The sequence below is a fragment of the Curtobacterium sp. L6-1 genome, from assembly GCF_018885305.1.
Classification (GTDB): domain Bacteria; phylum Actinomycetota; class Actinomycetes; order Actinomycetales; family Microbacteriaceae; genus Curtobacterium; species Curtobacterium aetherium.
The window spans coordinates 825,410-844,455 of the sequence record NZ_CP076544.1; the positions used below are offsets into that span (position 1 = coordinate 825,410).

Consider the following 19,046-nt stretch of genomic DNA (forward strand, 5'->3'; position numbering starts at 1 on the left):
CTCGCGCGCTCGCCCGCTAGCTGCCGACCAGGCCCCGGACGCCCGTGACCACGGTGTCCAGGACGGCGAGCAGCGGCTCGCGCGCGGCCCACACCGCGAACCCGTTCACGCCGACGAAGAGCACGAACCAGACCGTCGCCGGCAGGCGCATCTCGGCCGCGGCGATGTGGAAGTCCGTCTGCACCGGAGCCCCGGTGAGCAGCCAGCGCACGACCTGCAGCAGGGAGCGCAGCCCGTCGACGAGGAACGCGGCCCCGAGGGCGGCGACGACGAGCAGGGTGAGGTCGGAGGGACGCACCGCCACCCAGAGCGCGAGCACGTCGAAGCCCACGACGACGAGCAGCCCGAACCAGTTCCGGACGAACAGCAGCGCGACCACGCCGACCACGCCGAGCACGACGACGGGCAGCCAGGGTGACCCGACGACGGCCCCGGTGACGAGGAGGACCCCGGCCCAGAGCGGCGTGCTGTACCCGGCGAACAGGTTGAGCAGCCGGACGAGCCAGCGGATCCCGCCCGGGACCCCGCCGAGCTGCACCCGAGCCTCGCCGGAGCCGTCGGGGTGCAGGTCGATCCGTCGGATCCGGCCGCCGAACGGCACGACGACGACGCAGTGACCGACCTCGTGCGCGATCGTCGCGGCGATCCGGACGACGCGCCCCAGGTACGGCACGAGGGGCAGGACGGCGCCGATGAGCAGGGCACCGAACACGGCGGAGGCGGGCAGCGAGGTCAAGCCGTCATCGTGGCAGACGGACGCACCCGTTCTCTGGGAGCCCCGGTCAGTGCGACACCTGGCTCGTCGTCACGATGCGCCGCCAGGGGCCGTCCGGCACCGCGCCGGCCTCGACGAACCGCCAGCTGATCCGGTCGTCCTCGCCGTCCAGCTCGGCGAAGCCCAGGCATCCGTTCAGTGCGGGGGAGACGTCCATGCCGGCACCGTTGAAGCGCTTGTTCGCCGGTCGGCTGTTCCCGGCGCCGAAGACGTAGCGACTGTCGTGGTAGGTGCCGGGGCCGGCGTCCTGCACCTGGCCGTAGCAGGTGCGGGTGCCCTTGCGGAGCTGCACCCACCGGTTCTTGAGGTAGCTGAAGTCCTCGTCGCCGCGGTGCCGCCGGTACGCCGGGTCGCCGGCCCACGGGACGACGCGGTCGCGGTCGCGGAGGCCGATCCGGTCGTTGACGTCGTCGTACGGCACGTCGAGGTAGAAGGGGTTCTCCCGCGGGGCCATGTGCCGCGGGAACCAGCCGTTCGCCGCCGTCCGGCGCTCCGTCCGGCACAGGCGCCCCTGGACGACGCCGTCGCAGCCGCCGTAGCTGCCCTGCCAGTCGTCGTCGTACGTGGAGTACACCTGGCTGCCGTCGTCGGCGTCGGGGTCGAACACCTCGCCGACCCAGAAGGTCGTCGAGACGATGCCGGTGTGCCACGGGTACGAGCGGGACACGGCGCCGCCGCCGTTCGGCCCGCCGCAGCCCGCGAGCACGGCGGTGAGGCCGACGACGGTGCCTAGGCCGAGGGCGGTGACGAGCCGGAGGCCCCCGGTGCGTCCGTCGCGACGGTCGCGTCGGTCGCGTCCGTCGCGACGGGCACCTCCGCCGTCGCGGACGCCCCGCCCCGGGGAGGCGCGGGGTCGCGTCTCGGGGGAGCGGGGCGGCAGTGCGCGGGTCACGTCAGCGCGGGTCACGTCAGCGGGGGATCTCGCCGGCCGTGCCCGACGTGTCGAGCTGGCCGAGGACCGCACGGGACCGGACGGTGAGCGCGTCCACGACAGGGGCGATCCGGGTCAGCGCGGCGGCCGTCCGGGAGCGCGGGGTGGCGGTGTTCGTCGTGGTCGGGGTGGCGATCGCCGGGGCGCCGACGGTGTCGTACAGGGCGACGTCGTCGGTGGTCAGCGTGCCGTTCGTGAACAGGTTGAGGCCGAAGCTGATCCCGTCGAAGCCGGCCGGGATCTGGTCGGTGGTCCACGCCGCCTGGGTCCACGACGGTGCGGCCGCGTACCAGGGGCTCGACGTCCAGTAGTGCCACGACCCGGTGACGGAGTCGCGCAGGTAGACGGTGAACTGCGTGGCGGTGTCGGCCTTGTACCACTCCCGCATCGCGTACGTGTGCCCGGGCACGACGGTGGGGGCGCAGTCACCCAGGTCGAACGAGGGGAGCCACTTCGCGTCGCCGTCGCCGTACCCGCTGACGGTCACGGACACCGCCTTCGAGGTCGTCCCGATGCGCCCCGGGGTGACCGTGCTGAACGCGGCCGTGTTCGAGCCGTACCCGCCGTACTGCCAGCACTTCTGGCCGCTCGGGCTCGTGGCCGAGGTGGTCTGGAACGACGGGTTCTGCACCCCGTTCACACCGGCCGGGGCGGGGCCGGGCACGGGGGACTGCACGACCGGCTGGACCGGGGCGCCGACGGCGTCCCCGACGGTCTTCACCGTGGTGACGTTCGCCGGGTCGGCCGAGTACGCCGCGAGCCACTGCGCGAACTGCGTGAACAGCGCCGGCGAGGTGGTCGGGTCGAGCGTCGGGTCGTCGCTGATGTGATGGAACGTCAGCTGCACCCACCCGCCCTTGTCGGTCTTCGCCTGGGTGACCTGCTGCTGCAGGTCCGCCAGGGTCCAGTCCGCCTCGACCTGGCTCGGTGCGCGGGTGAGCATCGGTCGGCGCGGCGGCAGCGTCTCCGCGGTCACGCAGCCGGCGCAGTCACGGGTGGTGCGCACGTCGCCGAGTCCGCGGGCGTTCGTGTAGCCGCAGGCCTGCACCGCGTCGCGGGTCTTCGAGGTCGACTCGGCGAACGGGTAGGCGAAGCTCCGCACCTGGTAGCCCCACGAGGACAGGGTGGCGCGGGACTGGCAGGCCTGTCGCTGCGCCTCGGTCTGGCTGAGCGCCGACATGTCCGGGTGGGTGACGCTGTGCCCACCGATCTCGTTGCCCGCCGCGGCGAGCGCCGCGAGGTCCGACTGCTGCATGTACCCGGGGGCGCCGAGGTAGCCGGTGATGATGTAGAACGTGCCGACGAGCCCGTTCTGCTGCATCACCTGCGCGGCCTGCACCTGGTCGGCGTCGCCGTCGTCGAAGGTCAGGCTGACCGTCACCGGCTTCGGCGCCGCGGTGGCGGCGTGTGCGGGGACGGCTCCGCCGAGCAGGCCCGTGACGACGACCGCCACGGCTGCCAGGACGGCGAGGAGCACCGTCAGGCGGTTGATGGGTGTTTCCTTGGTCATTCGACCGTCACCGACTTCGCGAGGTTGCGGGGCTTGTCGACGTCGCAGCCGAGCTGCAGGGCGAGTTCCCGGGCGAGCATCTGGAGGGGGACCACCGACTCGAGCGGACCCCAGGTGGACATGCCCTGGTCGGTCACGGCGGTCCGGCGGGACAGGAGGCGGCCGGCGTCGCGACCGAGGGCCGGCACGTCGGCGCCGACACCGCCGATCGTGATGACGAACCCGCCGCGGGCACGGACCTCGGCGACGTTCGCCTGGATCTTGTGCTCGCCGTTCTCGACGACGACCACGGGCGTGCCGTCGGTCACGAGGGCGAGCGGCCCGTGCTTCAGCTCACCGGCCGGGTAGGCCTCGGCCCAGCGGTAGGAGAGCTCCTTGAGCTTGAGCGCACCCTCGGCGGCGAACGGGAGGCCCGCCCCGCGTCCCAGGAACAGGAAGCCGGATGCGTCGCGCACGCTCGACACGAGCAGCGGGATGCGGTCGGCGGACGCCTCCGCCGCACCGGCGAGGAGGCCGGGCAGGCGCTGCATGTCGCCGACGAGCGCGAGCGCCCGGGACCGGTCGATGCGGCCGGACGCGACGAGCGCCGAGATCATCGCGGACACACCGACGACGACCTGCGCGGTGAAGGTCTTCGTGGCGGCGACGCCGATCTCGGGGCCGGCGTGGCAGTCGAGCACCGCGTCGGCACGACGGGCGAGCGACGAGTGCAGGTTGTTCGTCAGGGCGAGCACCTGGTGGCGGTCCGCGAACCGGTCGAGCGCGCGGAGCACGTCCGCGGTCTCGCCGGACTGGCTGATCGCGACGACCAGGGTGCCGGGTGTGAGGACGGCCTGGTCGGCCTCGCTCGCGACGACGGTGTCCGTCGGGACGCCGCCGAGCCCGCGGAGCGCGGTCGCGATGACCTGACCGGCGTTCAGCGACGTGCCGCAGGCGGCCACGGCGACGCGCTCGAACGGCGCGAGCCCGAGACCCGCCCACATGCTGCCGTCCACCGCGCGGCCGGCGATGCGGTCGAGGATCTCCGCCACGACGGCGGGCTGCTCCTCGATCTCCTTCGCCATGTGGTCGGTGTGGTCGCCGAGGTCGAGTGCCTCGGCGGCGAACGGCGACGGGGAGGCGAACGGCACCGGGACCATCTCCCCACGGGACGACCAGGTCCAGCTCTCGCCGAGCTCGACGACGTCGCCGTCCCGCAGCGCGACGAAGGTCTCGGCCCAGGTGGCGATCGCACCGATGTCGCTCGCGACGAAGTCACCACGGGCGGCTCGGGCGACGACGAGCGGGGAGCGGTCCGCGGCGACGACCATCCGGCCGTCTCGCGCGTCGAGCACGACGATCGCCCACGACCCCTCGAGCTGCGCGGTCGCGATCTGCACCGCCAGCATGAGGTCCGGGTCGACCGCCAGGGCACGCTCCACCAGGTGCGTGATGACCTCCGAGTCGACCTCGGACGCGAACACGTGCCCCTGGGCGCTCAGCTGCTGCCGGAGCGCGTCGGCGTTCTCGACGATGCCGTTGTGCACGACGCTGATCCGGCCGGAGCAGTCGGCGTGCGGGTGCGCGTTCGCCTCGCGCACCGCTCCGTGGGTCGCCCAGCGGGTGTGTCCGATGCCGACCCCGGTGAACGGGTCCCCCGACCGCGCCGCGACGAGCGTGCGGAGGTCACCGACGCGGGACACGGACCGGATGGTCTCGGTGCCGCCGGTGCTCGTCCGCACCGCGATGCCCGCGGAGTCGTAGCCGCGGTACTCGAGCCGCTCCAGGCCGTCGAGGAGGTACGGCGTCGCGTCGTCGGCGACGCGCGCCGCGATGATGCCGCACACTCAGACCACCGCCGTCGCCGGGGCCGCACCGGTGGCGGCGCTCGCCGCGTCGTCCGCCGTGCGCGCCTCCAGGTCGGCCGCGACCAACCGGACCACGGCCTCCAGCGGGGTCACCGGCGCGAAGCCGACGGCCGCCTTCGCCCGACCGTTGTCCGGCACGCGACGACGCATGTCCTCGTAGCCGGCGCCGTACGCCTCGTCGTAGGGGACGTAGGTGATCCGGCTGTCCGAGCCGGTGATGTCGATGACGAGCTCCGCGAGCTCGGCGATGCTGATCTCGCGCTCGCCGCCGAGGTTGAACGCCTCGCCGTAGGCCTCCTCGTGCTCGATGAGGGCGACCATCGCGGGGACGACGTCGCCGACGAAGGAGAAGCAGCGCGACTGCACGCCGTCGCCGTAGACGGTCAGCGGCTCGCCGCGGACGGCCTGGCCGACGAGGTTCGGGACGACCATGCCGTACCGTCCGGTCTGGCGGGGGCCGACCGTGTTGAACGGCCGCGCGATGGCGACGCGCAGGCCGAACTCCGTGAAGTAGGCGTGTGCGAAGGCCTCGTCGATGCCCTTCGCCGCGGCGTAGGTCCAGCGGGCCACGAGCGGCGACCCGAGCACGCGGTCGGCGGTCTCGTGCAGCGCGTCGGCGGTGTTCTTGCCGTAGATCTCGCTCGTCGAGACGAGGAGCAGCTTCGCGCCGGCGGCGACACAGGCGTCGAGGACGTTCTCGCTGCCGTGGATGTTCGTCCGGAGGCCCTGCAGCGGGTGGTCGACGATGAGCTTCACGCCGACCGCGGCGGCCAGGTGGAAGACCCGGTCGGACCCGGCGACCAGCTCGGCGACGAGCTCGCGGTCGAGGATCGTGCCCTCGACGACGCGGAGCCGCTCGTGACCGGCGACGGCGTCCAGGTTGTCGGCGCGTCCGGTCGAGAAGTCGTCGAGGACGACGACCTCGTCGCCGTCGGCGAGCAGGCGTTCGACGAGGTGGCTGCCGATGAACCCGGCGCCTCCGGTGACGATGGACTTCATGGCGTTCCCTTTCAGAGGAGGATGCGGCCGGTGAGGTCCGCAGCCCGGTAGGTGGTGTCGACGACGAGCTGGTCGCCGGTGATCCAGGACAGGTCGGCGTCGCTGTGACGGGTGTGCAGGAGGACGACGTCCGCACCGAACGCACCCTCGTCGACCACGTCGTCGAGGACGGTGCCGTCGTGCAGGCGGACGGAGTCGAAACGGTGGTCCGCGAAGCCGACCTCGGCTCCACCGGCGATGAGTCGCTCGAGGACCTCGAGTGCGGGGGACTCGCGCAGGTCGGCCACGTCGCGCTTGTACGCGATGCCGACGACGAGCACCCGGGCACCACGGAGACCACGGCCGGCGTCCGACAGCACCTCGCGGGTGCGGTCCACGACCCGACCCGGGCGGGCCGCGATCTCGGTCATCGCCTGGGTGATCATCGGCGCGGCCTGCCGGTCGGCCTGCAGCTGCCAGAGCAGGTAGTGCGGGTCGCAGGGGATGCAGTGCCCACCGACGCCCGGACCCGGCATGAACGCCATGAACCCGTACGGCTTCGTCGCCGCGGCGTCCACCACGTCGGCCACGTCGATGCCCATCGTCCGGCAGATGTCCGAGAACTCGTTCGCCAGCGCGATGTTCACCGCACGGAACGTGTTCTCGAGGAGCTTCGTCATCTCCGCCGCGGCGAGGGACGGCACACGGTGCACCCGGGCGTAGCGGCCGAGCATCTCGTCCGCGACCGCGGCGCACGCCGGCGTCGCCGCACCGAGCACGCGGGGGACGTCCTCGTGCGACACCGAGGCGTTGCCCGGGTCGATGCGCTCCGGGCTGAACGCGACGAACACGTCCGTGCCCGGCAGCAGCCCGCGCTCGGTGAGGGGCCGGACGAGCAGGTCGTCCGTGCAGCCGACGTAGGTGGTGCTCGTCAGCATGAGGAGCTGTCCCGGCACGGCGTGCTCCACGACGGTCGCCGCCGCACCGCGCAGGATCGCCAGGTCGGGGACGAGGTGCTCGTCCACCGGGGTTGGCACGCAGACGACGACGGCGGCGGCGCGGGCGAGCATCGACGGGTCGTCGGTGAGCACGAAGTCGTCGGCCAGGAACGCCGACTCGAGTCGCACCCGGTCGTCCTCGAGCAGGTCCGCACCGCGCGACCGGATGGTCTCCAGGCGGCGCTGCGACACGTCCAGACCGATCACCGACGTCCCGGCGTGGTGGTACGCCAGGGCCGTCGGCAGCCCGACGTAGCCCAGCCCGACGATCGCGACGTCGAACTCGAACCCGCGGGTGCCCGTCGGGACGGCGGTGCCGACGGTGTGCGGCACGGTGACGTCCGGGGACGTCGGGACGGCGGAGGACGTCGTCGGGGCGACCGGCGACGTGCGGAGCGACCGGGCGTCGGACGGCGGTGGTGCGATGGACATGCTGTGTCCCCTCGGGTCGGGAAGCCGCCGGAGCGTTCCGACGGGCACCGGCCGCCGTCGGGTGGGCCGCGGGATCGGGGCTGCCGCCTGCGGGGCCGCCGCCCGTCCCCGGATCAGGCGGGGACGGACGGCGGCGGTCCGGGTGCGGCCGGTCGGGTACCGGTCTCGGGTACGCGGCCCTGCCCCGATGACGGGGCCGGCGGTCGGTGCGCTGCAACCCTCACCGGTCGCACCCCGCCCCGGCAACGCCCACGGGCCGGTCTTGCGGTGGCCCGCAGCACCGTGGCGGGCCGTGCGGGTCCGCGTGCGGGGTCCCGCAACGGGGTGCGGCCCCCGGTGCGGGAATGCGGTGCGTCGGACCTCGACCGCCGCCTACCGTCGCACCATGCTCACGTTCGTCGTCGCCCTCGTGCTCGTCCTCGGCGTCAACACGATCCTCTGGACCACGGTCGGCGCCGTCCGCGTCGTGACCGCACGGGCACACCGGGCCGCGGCCGCCGGGCGGGGCCGTCGCGCCCGCCGCCGCGGCATGCCGGCACCCGTCCCCCGCGGGTACCGACCGCCGACGACCGCCGACGTCGCCGTCCTGGTCGCCGCACACGACGAGGAACTCGTCATCGAACGGACCATCCGCTCGGCCGCCGAACACCTGCCGCCCGAGCAGATCCTCGTCGTCTCCGACGGTTCCTCGGACCGGACGGTCGAGATCGCCCGCGCCGCCGGGGCCCAGGTGTACGACCTGCAGCCGAACCGCGGCAAGGCCGGAGCCATCGCCGCCGCCATCGAGCACTTCTCGATCCCCGAGCGCTTCGAGGTGATAATGCTCCTGGACGCCGACACCCACCTGTCCGAGGACTACTTCACCACCGGCCTGCCGGAGTTCTCCGCACCGGACGTCGTCGCCGTCGCCGGCCGCGCCACCACGATCCTCGAGCCCCGCGCCCCCACCGTCGCCGGCCGACTGCTCGTCGCCTACCGCGAACGGGTCTACGTCGCCGTCCAGTACCTGCAGAAGTTCGGCCAGGCGGCCCCGCGCGCCAACGTCGTCGCCATCGTCCCCGGGTTCGCGTCGATGTACCGCACCCGGGTCCTCCGCGAGATCGACATCACCGCGGAAGGACTGGCGATCGAGGACTTCAACATGACGTTCGAGGTGCACGCCAAGCACCTCGGCCGGGTGGCCTTCCGCCCCGGAGCGGCCGTCGCGTACACGCAGGACCCCGACAACCTCCGCGACTACGCCAAGCAGGTGCGCCGCTGGAACCTCGGGTTCTGGCAGACCCTCCGGCGCCACCGGTTCGGCCTGCGCCGCTTCGGGCTCGCCACCGGGCTCTTCGTCCTCGAACTGCTCACCTCGAGCCTCATGATGCTGCTGCTCGTGCCGGCGGTGGCGCTCGCCGTGACCGCCGCGGTCTTCGTCGCGCTCGGCACGGGGGCCGGGTTCCCCGAGGCCGTGCTCGCCGTCGACCCGGTGACCGGCATCGTGGTCGGCGTGCTGCTGCCCGACTACGCGCTGACGATCGTCGTGGCCGTCGTCTCCCGCCGCTGGGTCTACGTGCTCTACGGGGTCACGTTCCCGCTCCTGCGGGTCCTCGACGCGTGGCTGTGCCTACGGGCGCTGGTCCTGGCGTTCCGCGGCGGCTCGAGCGGTGTGTGGCACAGCCCGACCCGGCGGGCCGCGACGGCCTGACGGTCCGGCGTGCCGTGTCGCCGGGTCGCGACGCGACCGCACGACGGACGGGAGGCCCGGTACCAGCTGGTACCGGGCCTCCCGTCCGTCGTGGGTGGCGACTACCCCAGCAGCGCCACCAGGTGCGAGCGCGACCGCGCCCCGACCTTGCGGTAGATCTGCGTGAGACGGAGCTCCACCGTGCGCTGCGACATGTACAGCGACGTGGCGATCTCGCGGTTGCGGTACCCCTCGGTCACCTTCTGCACGACGGCCTGCTCCTCGGCCGTGAGCATCGTCAGGACGGCGGTGCCGTCCGGCGCGCTCCGCGGCGTCGTCGGGGACGGTGCCGTCGTGGACGGTGCGAGCCGGAGCGCGCCGCCGACGGCCGGCGGCATCGCCGCGACGCCCTGCGGTGCCGCGAGTGGTCGACGCAGGCCGGCCGCCTCGTACGCGGCGGCGGCCGCCGCGCCGAGTCGCGCCCGGTCCGGACCCGTCCCGGTCGCCGCGAGGGCGGTGAGGGTCCGGGCCCGCTCGAACTGCGAGTCGGTCGGTTCGAACAGCTCGAGCGCGCGGTGCCGTGCGGCGTCGCGGGTGCCGTCGTCGGCGACGAGCGCGAGGCTCCGCGCCAGCACCAGGGCGCCCCAGCGTGACGGGTGCGCTCGGTGGTCGGCGGCGAGGCGGGCCGTCATCGCCCGGGCGTCCTCGGTGCGGCCGAGCTGCACGTACGTCTCGACCAGGTCGCCGAGGTGCCGGAGCACCGTCGGGTTCCGGAGCGTCCGGCCGATCGCGTCCGCCGTCTCGAGTGCGGCGGCTGCCTCGGCCGGGCGGCCCTCGAACAGCAGGACCCGACCGCGGAACGCGTGCAGCTTCGCCGTCGCACCCCACAGGCCGCTCGTCGACCGGAGCGCCAGACAGCGGTCCAGGACCTCGAGGCTCGCCTGCGGGCGCCCCTCGAGGAAGTGCCGCCACGCGATCGCGATCGCCCGCGAGGGCTCACGCAGCCGCTCGACCACGGAGGAGCCGGACTCCCACGCGTCGATCGCACGGAGGGCGAGCCGGAAGTTGCCCGAGCGCACCTCGTTCTCGGCGCTGAGGTACCGGGCGGCCTCGACCCAGACCGGTGCGGTGTGCGCCGCCCGGGCGAGGACCAGGGCGAACACCCGGCGGGCGCTGCGGTGCCGGTCGGACAGGCTCAGGGCGTGCGCGAGCAGCAGCAGCGTCGGATCGGACAGCGCGAGCAGGGTCGTGGTCGCGAGCCCGTCGTGCAGGTCGCGGTCCGGCGGCAGCGACCCGTCGACGGCGGCGACCGTGTGCCGCGCCGCCTGCAGGATCTGCCGCGTGCCGTCGGGGACCGTCGCCGCGAAGGGCTCGGCCCGCTGCAGCAGGTCGCGGGCGTGCTCTAGCTCCCAGGCCTCGGCCCGGAAGCTGGCGACCATGGCCAGGAGGCCCGTCACGGCCTCCGCCTCGGCGGTGTCGGTCGCGTCCGCGGGGACCAGGAGCTCGTCCGCCTCGACCGCTTCGCCGTTGAGGTACTGCACCGAGTAGTGCAACCGCAGGCGGCGCACGTCGTCGAGCCGGGAGCGGAACGGCTGGATCGCCGCCAGGTACCGGGCCGCGTAGCCGAGCAGGCGGTGGGCGAGCAGGACCTCGGCGACGGCGAGGAGCGCGAGGTGCTCGGACTCCGACCGGCCGCCGACGTGCAGCGCGCGTTCGGCGAGCGTCACCGCGGCACCGGGGTGACCGTCGGTGGCGTACGCCCGGGCGGCGTGCAGCAGTGCCACGGCGTCCGGCTCGTCGTCCGTGAAGCTCCGGTGCCACGCCACGGCCCGCGGGTCGTGGGTGACGGCCGCCGCGGCGAGCTCGGCGTGCGCGGCACGACGGTCGCGTGCCGGCATCCGCCAGTGCAGGTAGGAGCGCACGAGCGGGGAGCGGACCGCGATCGACTGGCCGCGGACCTCGACGAGCCCGAGGGCCGCCAGGTCCTCGACGACGTCGCGGTCCCACTCCGGACCGGCGAGCTTCGTCACCGGCACCAGGGCGAGGCGGGCGAGGACGTCCAGATCGCGTCCTGCGACCGCCGCGACCACGGAGGCCACGACGCGGTCGGTGGTGGGGGTCGGCCGGAGCGGCAGCACGAGCGGCTCGGAGCCGAGCAGCTGTTCGCGCCGCAGCATGCCGAGCTGTTCCCGGAGCGCACCGGGGTTGCCGGCGGTCTGTTCCGCGATGACCGCCAGCACACCGTCGTTCGCGTCGTCGGCCGCCGTCGCACGGGCGAGCAGCAGTGCCTCGTCCGCGGGCAGGGGCGCCAGGCGCATCGACGGCAGGGCGGCGAGCGGCCCGTCGGACGGCACGTGTGCGACCGTGGCGACGACGCGCAGGCTCGTCCCGGCCAGGCGGCCGGCGAGGAACGCGATGAGCGTCTGGCTCGCCGCGTCCATGCGATCGAGGTCGTCGATGAGGACGAGCGTCGGCGGCAACTGCAGGGTGCGCAGCGTGTCGAGGAGCTCGTGCGCCACGACGATGGCCTGCGCCGGGTCCGCGTCGCGTACGGTCCCGAGGATCCGGGAGACGTGTGCGGCGGCCCGGTGGTCGTCGAGCGCGCTGAAGAGGGTCGTCACACCGCTGAGCGGCCAGCGGGATTCGCTGCCGTTCACGCCGATGCGGACGACGGGGAGGGACACGCGGCCACTGGCCGCGTCGAGGACGCTCGTGCGTCCGGAGCCGGGGTCGCCGACGACGACCAGCGCGGACTCCCGAGGGAGTACGGCGAGGGTCGTGATCCGGTCGACCTCAGTGCGTCGACCGGTGAGTTCCATCAGGACTCACCGGCCTCCGGCGCCAGGGACGGGGGAGCAGGACGCGTCGGCGGGGGAGCCGACGACGGGGGAGCCCGCGGCGAGGTGGGTGGCCCCGCGGTGGGTGGTGCCGGCGACGGACGGGTGGGTGGCCCGGTTCGCTGGCAGGGTCGACGTGTGGACAGATCGCGGATGACGAGCCTGGGTGGGCTCGGTTCCGCTCGGGAACGATGATGTCATCGTCGTGATCACCCCTCGGGTTAGGGTCTTCGGACGAATGACGACGAGTCCGCCTCCATCGGGACTAGGGATCCCGACGGGCGCGAGACCGGCCGTCAGGAGAACGGTAACCCAGCATCGACCGCGCGGCGGGAGCCGTCAGGGAACTGCGTCAGATGGCGTGCCCCCAGTCCGGGGGGTCGGCCGGACAGGGCCCAGGTGCCCGTGGTAGGGCGTCGGGGTACAGGGCGGGGCCGGCGCCCGCGGTCGTGATCGGCGCGCTGCGGTCGCCCGTCGTTCCGCGTGCGGCGGAACCGGCCACCGCGTGGGCGACGTCCCGACCGGCCGGTGGTTGGTGCTGCCGTGGTCGTTGCGCCCCGGACGGGGTACAAACAGCCGCGCGAGTGGCCCGCCGTGCTCGGGGGCCTGCGACTCGCGTTCCGCGGCTGTTCCGGCGGCGGCGCGACGTGGACGGGGTCGGCTGCGACGTGGACGGGGCTCGACCACCGCGTGGCCCGGGGTCGACCGCCGCGTGGCCGGGGGTTAGCTGCGGCGGACGACCTCGACCACGGCGTCGTGCACGAGCCCGTTCGACGCGAGCGCGCTGCCGTGCCACGGGCCCGGGTCGCCGTCGAGCGAGGTGAGGCGTCCGCCGGCCTCCTCGACGATCGGGACGAGTGCGGCGATGTCCCACGGCTTGAGGTCGGGCTCGCCGGCCACGTCGACGACGCCCTCGGCGACCATCATGTACGACCACATGTCGCCGTAGGCGCGGGTGCGCCAGACCGTCCGGGACAGCGCGACGAGCGTGTCGAGCCGGTCGTCGTCGTCCCACTGCTGCAGCGAGTTGTAGCTGAGGCTGGCGTCCTCGAGCGCCGCGACACCGGAGACGTGCAGCGGCCCGTCGAAGGAGTGCGCGCCGAGCCCCTCGGCGGCCCACCAGCGCTTGCCGAGGGCCGGCGCGCTCACGACGCCGAGCACCGGACGGCCGTCGACCGCGAGCGCGATGAGGGTCGCCCACACCGGCACGCCCCGCAGGTAGTTCGCGGTGCCGTCGATCGGGTCGACGACCCACTGCCGGTGCCCGGTGCTGACGGCCTCGTCCCCGGTGTCGGCGGTCGTCTCCTCGCCGAGGAAGGCGTCATCCGGCCGCTCGGCGGCGAGTCGCTCGCGGAGCGCCCGTTCGACCGCCTGGTCGGCGTCGGTGACCGCGGTGTGGTCGGCCTTCTCCGTCACGCGCAGGTCGGCGGCACGGAACCGGTCGAGGCTGATCGCGTCGGCGGTGTCGGCGAGGGAGCGGGCGAAGTCCAGGTCGGCGCTGAGGTCCACGTCCGTCAGCGTACTGGCGGCCGGTGACGGTCGGGCCGTCGCGGCGGCGTACCCGAGGCGTCGGTCGCCGCCGAGACCGGGTCAGGCGGCGACCACCTCTTCCTCCTCGAGGCGCGTGACCGCTCGCTCCCGGGCGATGCGGGTGCGGCGGGCGACGAGTCCGTGCACGACCACGCAGAGCAGCACGGCGCCGACGAGCCAGAGCGCCAGGACCAGTCCGCTCCGACCGAGGGAGGCGCCCGGGAAGTACTGCAGGTCCTGCGCAGCCTGCAGCCAGGCGGCCCCGCTCCAGAACGTGTTGAGACCGGCGAAGAACCCGGGCTGGAACGCCGGCTGGAAGATGCCGCCGGACGAGGTGAAGTTGAGCATCACGAACAGCATGGTGAGCACCGGTGTGGTCCAGCGGCCGATGAGCGGGTGCAGGCCGATGCCGAGCGCGATGATCACCGCGTCGTACAGCCACGCGAACAGGAACACCTGCCACTGGTGGGTCGTGATGACGCCGTACACGGGGCCCGCGACCACGACACCGATGCCCGCGACGACGGCGGCCGTGACGAGCCCGACGACGGCGGTCCACACCGGGCGGAGGCGGGCGGCGGAACCGGCGACCGCGATGGCCGACGCGTAGCCGCCGACGCTGAGGCCGACGAGCAGGAAGAACAACCCCTGGCCGGTCGTGTCCTGGTCACCGGTGGGGACGACGTCGACGACGTGGAACGGCAGGTGCTGCGCGAACGCGATCGGTAGGAAGACCTTCTGCGCGGCGGAGGCCGTGGTCTCGCTGGCGGCGGTCGAGACGTAGAGCGTGGCGTCGTCGGCGGTGGGGGCGTACACGGCGGCCAGGTCGCGGTCGCGCACCTGCCGCTCGGCGTGCGCCGTGGTGTCGACCACGTGTGCAACGAGGGCACCGTCCGACCGGTCGGTGACGGTCTGCGCGAAGACCTGCGTGCTCGGGGTCGTGCCGACGACGCCGACGGCGAGGTCGTGCGGCGCGGGGGCGTGGAAGGCGCCGAGGTAGGCGAGCGTCATGCCGACCGCCAGGAACAGCGGGACGAGGACGTGGGACCCGAAGGAGCGCAGGGTGTGTCCGAGGCCCTGCGGACGCAGCACGTCGGGACCGCGGTGCGGCGGTCGCGGGGCGGCGTGGCCGTGCGCGCCGCCCGGCGACGGTACGGAGGACGTGTGCGGGGACGGGTAGTTGTACTTTGCAACTTCAGACACGAGGGGCAAGGCTACGCCCGCCGTGCGCGACTGTCGAACCCGGGGGTGGACACACCCCCGCCCGTGCCCGGACCGGGGTCCCGCGGGCTACGCCGTGCCCGGGTCCTCGCCGCCCATCCCGGTCAGCAGCGCACGGAACGAGTCGAGCCGCTCGATGCCCGTCGGCCCGAGCTCCCCGCCGGCGACCCGGTCGACGATCTCCCAGTCGTGCGCCTGGTCGAGCGGGATGCCGTCGGGAGCGTCCTGCACCGGCACCGCGTGCGAGGCGAACGCGCGGAACACGTTCTCGGGCTCCACGTGCCCCAGGCCGAACGAGCGGACGCCCGGGGTGTCGATGATCCACCCGCCGTCGTGCACCCGGAGGGCGATGGACGACGACGACGTGTGCCGGCCGCGGCCGGTCACCGAGTTGACGACGCCGATCGCCCGGGTGGAGCCCGTCAGCGCGTTGACCAGCGTCGACTTGCCGACGCCGGAGTGCCCGACCGTGACGGTGACCTTGCCGTCGAGCAGTTCGTGCAGGGCCGCGAACGGCACGTCGTCGGACCGGCTCGTCACGATGCGCAGGTCGAGGCAGGCGAAGTGCGCGAGGAAGTCGGCTGGGTCGGCGAGGTCGGTCTTGGTGATGCAGAGCACCGGGTCGAGGCCGGCGTCGAACGCCGCCACGAGGTACCGGTCGATGAGGCGGGTGCGGGGCTCGGGGTCGGCGGCTGCGACGACGATGAGCATCTGGTCGGCGTTCGCGACGATGACGCGCTCGACCTCGTCGGTGTCGTCGGCGCTGCGGCGGAGCAGGGTGGTCCGTTCGGCGACGCGGACGATGCGGGCGAGCGAGCCCTCGGCGCCGGAGACGTCACCGGTCAGCGAAACGTGGTCGCCGGTGACGACGGACTTCCGGCCGAGCTCGCGGGCCTTCGTCGCGGTGATGACGTGCTCGCCGTCGGCGTCGGACACGAGCACACCGAAGCGCCCGCGGTCGACGTTCGTCACCCAGCCGCTCGGGGCGTCCTCGTAGGCGGGACGCGTCTTCGTGCGCGGCCGGTTGCCCTTCGGGTTCGGTCGGACGCGGACGCTCGACTCGTCGTACTGACCGTACGGCTCGTCCTCGTCGGCGCCGCCGTCGGTGTCGTCCCACCAGCTCATGCCGGGTCTCCCTGTCGTGTGCCGGTGGTGTCCGGTGCGTCGGTGCGCCCGGCCGTGTCCGCCCCGGGAGCGGTGGCGAGGGCGTCGTCCGCCGTCGCGACGAGTGCGGCCCACAGCTCGGGGAACTGCGGCAGCGTCTTGGCGGTCGACCCGATGTCGTCCACGGCCACCCCCTCGGTGACGAGCCCGACGACGGCCCCGGCGGTCGCCATCCGGTGGTCGTCGTGCGCCGCCCACGCGCCGCCGGAGAGGCGGGCCGGCTCGACCCGCAGGCCGTCCTGCTGTTCCGCCACCGCGCCTCCCAGGCCGCCCACGTCCGCCGCGAGCGCCGCGAGCCGGTCCGTCTCGTGGCCGCGCAGGTGCCCGATGCCGGTGATCTCGCTCGGTCCGTCGGCCAGCGCCGCGAGCGCGACGAGCGCCGGTGCGAGTTCGCCGCCGCGGGTCAGGTCCAGGTCGACACCCGGCAGGGAGGCGCCGCCCCGGATCCCGACGCCGCCGTCGAACACGAGGTCGTCGCCGTCGCGCGTGACGGTCGCGCCCCAGCGCGGCAGCAGCGTCTCGAGGTCCGCGCCGACCTGCGTCGTCTCGGTCGGCCAGGTCCGGATCCGGACCGTTCCGCCGGCGACCAGGGCGGCGACCGCGAAGGGCGCGGCGTTCGACAGGTCGGGTTCGATGGTGACGTCCCGCGCGGCGATCGGTCCGGGGCGGACGACCCACTCGCCGACCGACGGCTCGTCGACGCGGACGCCGCGGGCGCGGAGGACGTCGACCGTCATCGCGATGTGCGGCATGCTCGGCAGGCGGTCGCCGACGTGGCGGAGGTGCAGTCCCTCGGTGAAGCGGGGCGCGGAGAGCAGCAGGCCGGAGACGAACTGGGACGAGGCCGACGCGTCGATCTCAAGGCTGCCACCCCGCACGGCCCCGGTGCCGACGAACGTGAACGGCATCGCGCCGCCGCCGTCGTCGGTGACGTCGACGCCGAGGTCGACGAGCGCACGGATGATCGCCGCCATCGGACGCTTCCGGGCGTAGGGGTCGCCGTCGATCGTGACCGGGCCCTCGGCGAGGGCGGCGAGCGGCGGCAGGAAGCGCATCACGGTACCGGCCAGGCCGCAGTCGACGCGGACGTCGCCGTGCATCGCGCCCGGGGTGACGAGGAGGTCCGGCCCGTAGGGGTTCGCCGCCGTCCCGGGTGTCGGCTCGACCTCGTCGATCCCGACGCCGAGCTGCCGGAGCGCGGTCGTCATGAGCGCCGAGTCGCGCGAGTGCAGGGGGAGCCGGATCGTGCTCGGCCCGTCGGCGAGGGCGGCGAGCACGAGCTCCCGGTTCGTCAGCGACTTCGAGCCGGGCAGGGCGACGTCGCCGGCGAGCGGGCCGCGCGCGACGGGGGCGGTCCAGGGGCGGGAATGCGTCGTGGCAACCATCGGTTCACCACACTACTGAACCGATCGGGAGGAGCACGGTGATCGCACTCGCACCGTCACGAACGGCCGACGCAGCACTGCTGCCGGGGGCCGTCACGACGCTCGTCGAGCCGCAGGGCCCGGACATCGACGTCCGCCTAGACTGGCGGGCGATGACGACCGACGAACCGCAGCACGCACCGGACGACCTGGTCGAGGAGACCGAGGAGCAGCTCGACGCCGTCGAGGACGAGGAACTCGCCGACGGGGCCGACGCCCGGTCCGACGACGAGCCCGTCGACGGCGACGCCGGTGCCGACAGCGAGCCCGTCGACGCCAAGACCGTCTCCGAGCACGAGCTGCGCAGCCTGTTCGAGGACCAGGCCCTGCCGTTCATGGACCAGCTCTACGGCGCAGCCATGCGGATGACCCGCAACCCGGCCGACGCCTCGGACCTCGTGCAGGAGACGTTCGTCAAGGCCTTCGCCGCGTTCCGGCAGTTCCGCCAGGGCACGAACCTCAAGGCGTGGCTCTACCGGATCCTGACGAACACGTTCATCAACACGTACCGCAAGAACCAGCGGAACCCGTACCAGGGCACCATCGACGAACTCGAGGACTGGCAACTCGGCGGCGCGGAGAGCGTCACCCAGTCGATCTCCGCCCGGTCCGCCGAGGCCGACGCGATCGACCACCTGCCGTCCTCCGCCGTGAAGGACGCCCTCCAGGCCATCCCGGAGGACTTCCGGATGGCGGTCTACTTCGCCGATGTCGAAGGCTTCTCGTACCAGGAGATCGCCGACATCATGAAGACCCCCGTGGGGACGGTCATGAGCCGCCTCCACCGTGGACGCCGGCTCCTGCGCGGACTGCTGGCGGACCACGCACGCGAGACCGGTGTCGTCCCGGACGCAGCGTCGACGGCGACGATGCGCGGACGAGGCCGCGGTGCAGGCACGCGGACGGCCACGACGGCCGGTTCCCGCACGACCCGGAAGGACGCACGATGAGCGGGTGCGACTGCTCGAAGGCCAAGGCGGAGCTCGAGGAGTTCCTGCACGACGAGCTCCGGCACGAGGACGCCGCGGACATCCGCGAGCACATGGACGGCTGCGAGGACTGCCTCACCGAGCACCGCGTCGGCGTGGTGCTCATGGAGACCGTCAAGCGTGCGTGCCGCGAGACCGCTCCGGACCAGCTCCGCGACGAGGTCCTCGCACGCCTGCGTGCGGTGCAGTCGACCCACTGACCGGGAGCCCGCCGACCGCGCCGGTCCGCCGGGCCGTCACACGCACGGCCGTGCCGAGCCGACCGGGTAGGGTGCGGGCATGACCGACGCCGAGCCGATCAGCTCCTGGACCGAACCCGACGTCGCTGCGGTGACCGACCTGGTGCGCCTGCTGGGGCACCAGGTCGACCCGGATGCCATGCGCACCCGTCTCGACCGGCTCACCGCCGAGGCGGGCCACCGCACGTGGGTGGTGCGCGACGACGACGGTCGTCCGATCGCGGTCGCGGGCGCGCAGGTCACCTGGACCTACGTCGGTGACGAACCGACCGCGCAGCTGCTGCTGCTGGTCGTCGACCCCACGACCAGGCGGCACGGCACCGGGACCGCGCTCCTCGGCACGTTCGAGACGTGGGCCGTCGAGCAGGGCGCGCGGCGCCTCTCCGCCGTCAGCGCCGCGGCGACCGACAACGCGCACCGCTTCTACCAGCGCCGTGGGTACCACGAGGCCGGCGTCCGGTACACGAAGCTCGTCTGACCGGGACGGCACGGAGCGCCTCGT

Annotated in this window: 15 protein-coding genes; 4 read left to right on the forward strand and 11 right to left on the reverse strand. The window is 73.7% G+C overall.

The features are described from left to right. Positions 1-16: 16 nt before the first annotated feature. The 6 genes from KM842_RS03880 to KM842_RS03905 are packed head-to-tail and all read right to left on the reverse strand — an operon-like array spanning position 17 to position 7,471. The gene (locus tag KM842_RS03880; protein ID WP_216261105.1) at positions 17-736 is read right to left on the reverse strand and encodes a M50 family metallopeptidase; all 720 of its coding nucleotides are present in this window, start codon (positions 734-736) and stop codon (positions 17-19) included. A 46-nt stretch (positions 737-782) separates the two neighbouring features. Continuing rightward, the gene (locus tag KM842_RS03885; protein ID WP_216261107.1) at positions 783-1,682 is read right to left on the reverse strand and encodes a hypothetical protein; all 900 of its coding nucleotides are present in this window, start codon (positions 1,680-1,682) and stop codon (positions 783-785) included. Between the two features lies 1 nt (position 1,683). Next, positions 1,684-3,216 (reverse strand): polysaccharide deacetylase family protein, encoded by a 1,533-nt coding sequence (locus KM842_RS03890; protein WP_216261109.1) that lies wholly within the window; start codon positions 3,214-3,216, stop codon positions 1,684-1,686. Next, positions 3,213-5,042 (reverse strand): glutamine--fructose-6-phosphate transaminase (isomerizing), encoded by a 1,830-nt coding sequence (gene glmS, locus KM842_RS03895; RefSeq protein WP_216261118.1) that lies wholly within the window; start codon positions 5,040-5,042, stop codon positions 3,213-3,215. Before glmS ends, KM842_RS03890 begins: the two co-directional genes overlap by 4 nt. Beyond that, positions 5,043-6,062 (reverse strand): NAD-dependent epimerase/dehydratase family protein, encoded by a 1,020-nt coding sequence (locus KM842_RS03900; RefSeq protein WP_216261120.1) that lies wholly within the window; start codon positions 6,060-6,062, stop codon positions 5,043-5,045. An 11-nt stretch (positions 6,063-6,073) separates the two neighbouring features. Continuing rightward, positions 6,074-7,471 carry a nucleotide sugar dehydrogenase gene (locus KM842_RS03905; protein WP_216261122.1) on the reverse strand — a complete coding sequence of 466 codons (1,398 nt, stop codon included), beginning with the start codon at positions 7,469-7,471 and terminating at the stop codon, positions 6,074-6,076. Between the two features lie 385 nt (positions 7,472-7,856). Between KM842_RS03905 and KM842_RS03910 the strand changes: the two genes are divergently transcribed. Then, positions 7,857-9,161 (forward strand): glycosyltransferase family 2 protein, encoded by a 1,305-nt coding sequence (locus KM842_RS03910; protein WP_216261124.1) that lies wholly within the window; start codon positions 7,857-7,859, stop codon positions 9,159-9,161. 101 nt (positions 9,162-9,262) lie between these two features. Here the strand turns inward: KM842_RS03910 and KM842_RS03915 are convergent, their stop codons facing one another. The 5 genes from KM842_RS03915 to aroA form a co-directional block, all read right to left on the reverse strand. Next, a complete protein-coding gene (locus KM842_RS03915) occupies positions 9,263-11,959 on the reverse strand; it encodes a helix-turn-helix transcriptional regulator (RefSeq protein ID WP_216261126.1) in 2,697 nt (898 codons plus the stop codon). A 741-nt stretch (positions 11,960-12,700) separates the two neighbouring features. Further along, positions 12,701-13,486 (reverse strand): inositol monophosphatase family protein, encoded by a 786-nt coding sequence (locus tag KM842_RS03920; RefSeq protein WP_216261127.1) that lies wholly within the window; start codon positions 13,484-13,486, stop codon positions 12,701-12,703. Positions 13,487-13,567: 81 nt separating this feature from the next. Further along, the gene (locus tag KM842_RS03925) at positions 13,568-14,710 is read right to left on the reverse strand and encodes a hypothetical protein (protein WP_216261130.1); all 1,143 of its coding nucleotides are present in this window, start codon (positions 14,708-14,710) and stop codon (positions 13,568-13,570) included. 87 nt (positions 14,711-14,797) lie between these two features. After that, positions 14,798-15,853, reverse strand: coding sequence for a ribosome small subunit-dependent GTPase A (rsgA, locus tag KM842_RS03930; protein ID WP_216261132.1), 1,056 nt, complete (start codon positions 15,851-15,853; stop codon positions 14,798-14,800). Beyond that, positions 15,850-17,277 carry a 3-phosphoshikimate 1-carboxyvinyltransferase gene (gene aroA, locus KM842_RS03935; protein ID WP_216261134.1) on the reverse strand — a complete coding sequence of 476 codons (1,428 nt, stop codon included), beginning with the start codon at positions 17,275-17,277 and terminating at the stop codon, positions 15,850-15,852. The genes rsgA and aroA overlap by 4 nt, the downstream gene beginning before the upstream one ends. A gap of 338 nt (positions 17,278-17,615) precedes the next feature. Between aroA and KM842_RS03940 the strand changes: the two genes are divergently transcribed. The 3 genes from KM842_RS03940 to KM842_RS03950 all read left to right on the forward strand — a co-directional run bounded on the left by KM842_RS03940 (position 17,616) and on the right by KM842_RS03950 (position 19,022). Next, positions 17,616-18,266 (forward strand): sigma-70 family RNA polymerase sigma factor, encoded by a 651-nt coding sequence (locus KM842_RS03940; RefSeq protein ID WP_253206339.1) that lies wholly within the window; start codon positions 17,616-17,618, stop codon positions 18,264-18,266. Continuing rightward, the gene (locus tag KM842_RS03945; RefSeq protein ID WP_216261136.1) at positions 18,263-18,505 is read left to right on the forward strand and encodes a zf-HC2 domain-containing protein; all 243 of its coding nucleotides are present in this window, start codon (positions 18,263-18,265) and stop codon (positions 18,503-18,505) included. The genes KM842_RS03940 and KM842_RS03945 overlap by 4 nt, the downstream gene beginning before the upstream one ends. A gap of 79 nt (positions 18,506-18,584) precedes the next feature. Then, positions 18,585-19,022, forward strand: a complete 438-nt coding sequence (locus KM842_RS03950; RefSeq protein ID WP_216261138.1) for a GNAT family N-acetyltransferase — start codon at positions 18,585-18,587, stop codon at positions 19,020-19,022. Positions 19,023-19,046: the final 24 nt, after the last annotated feature.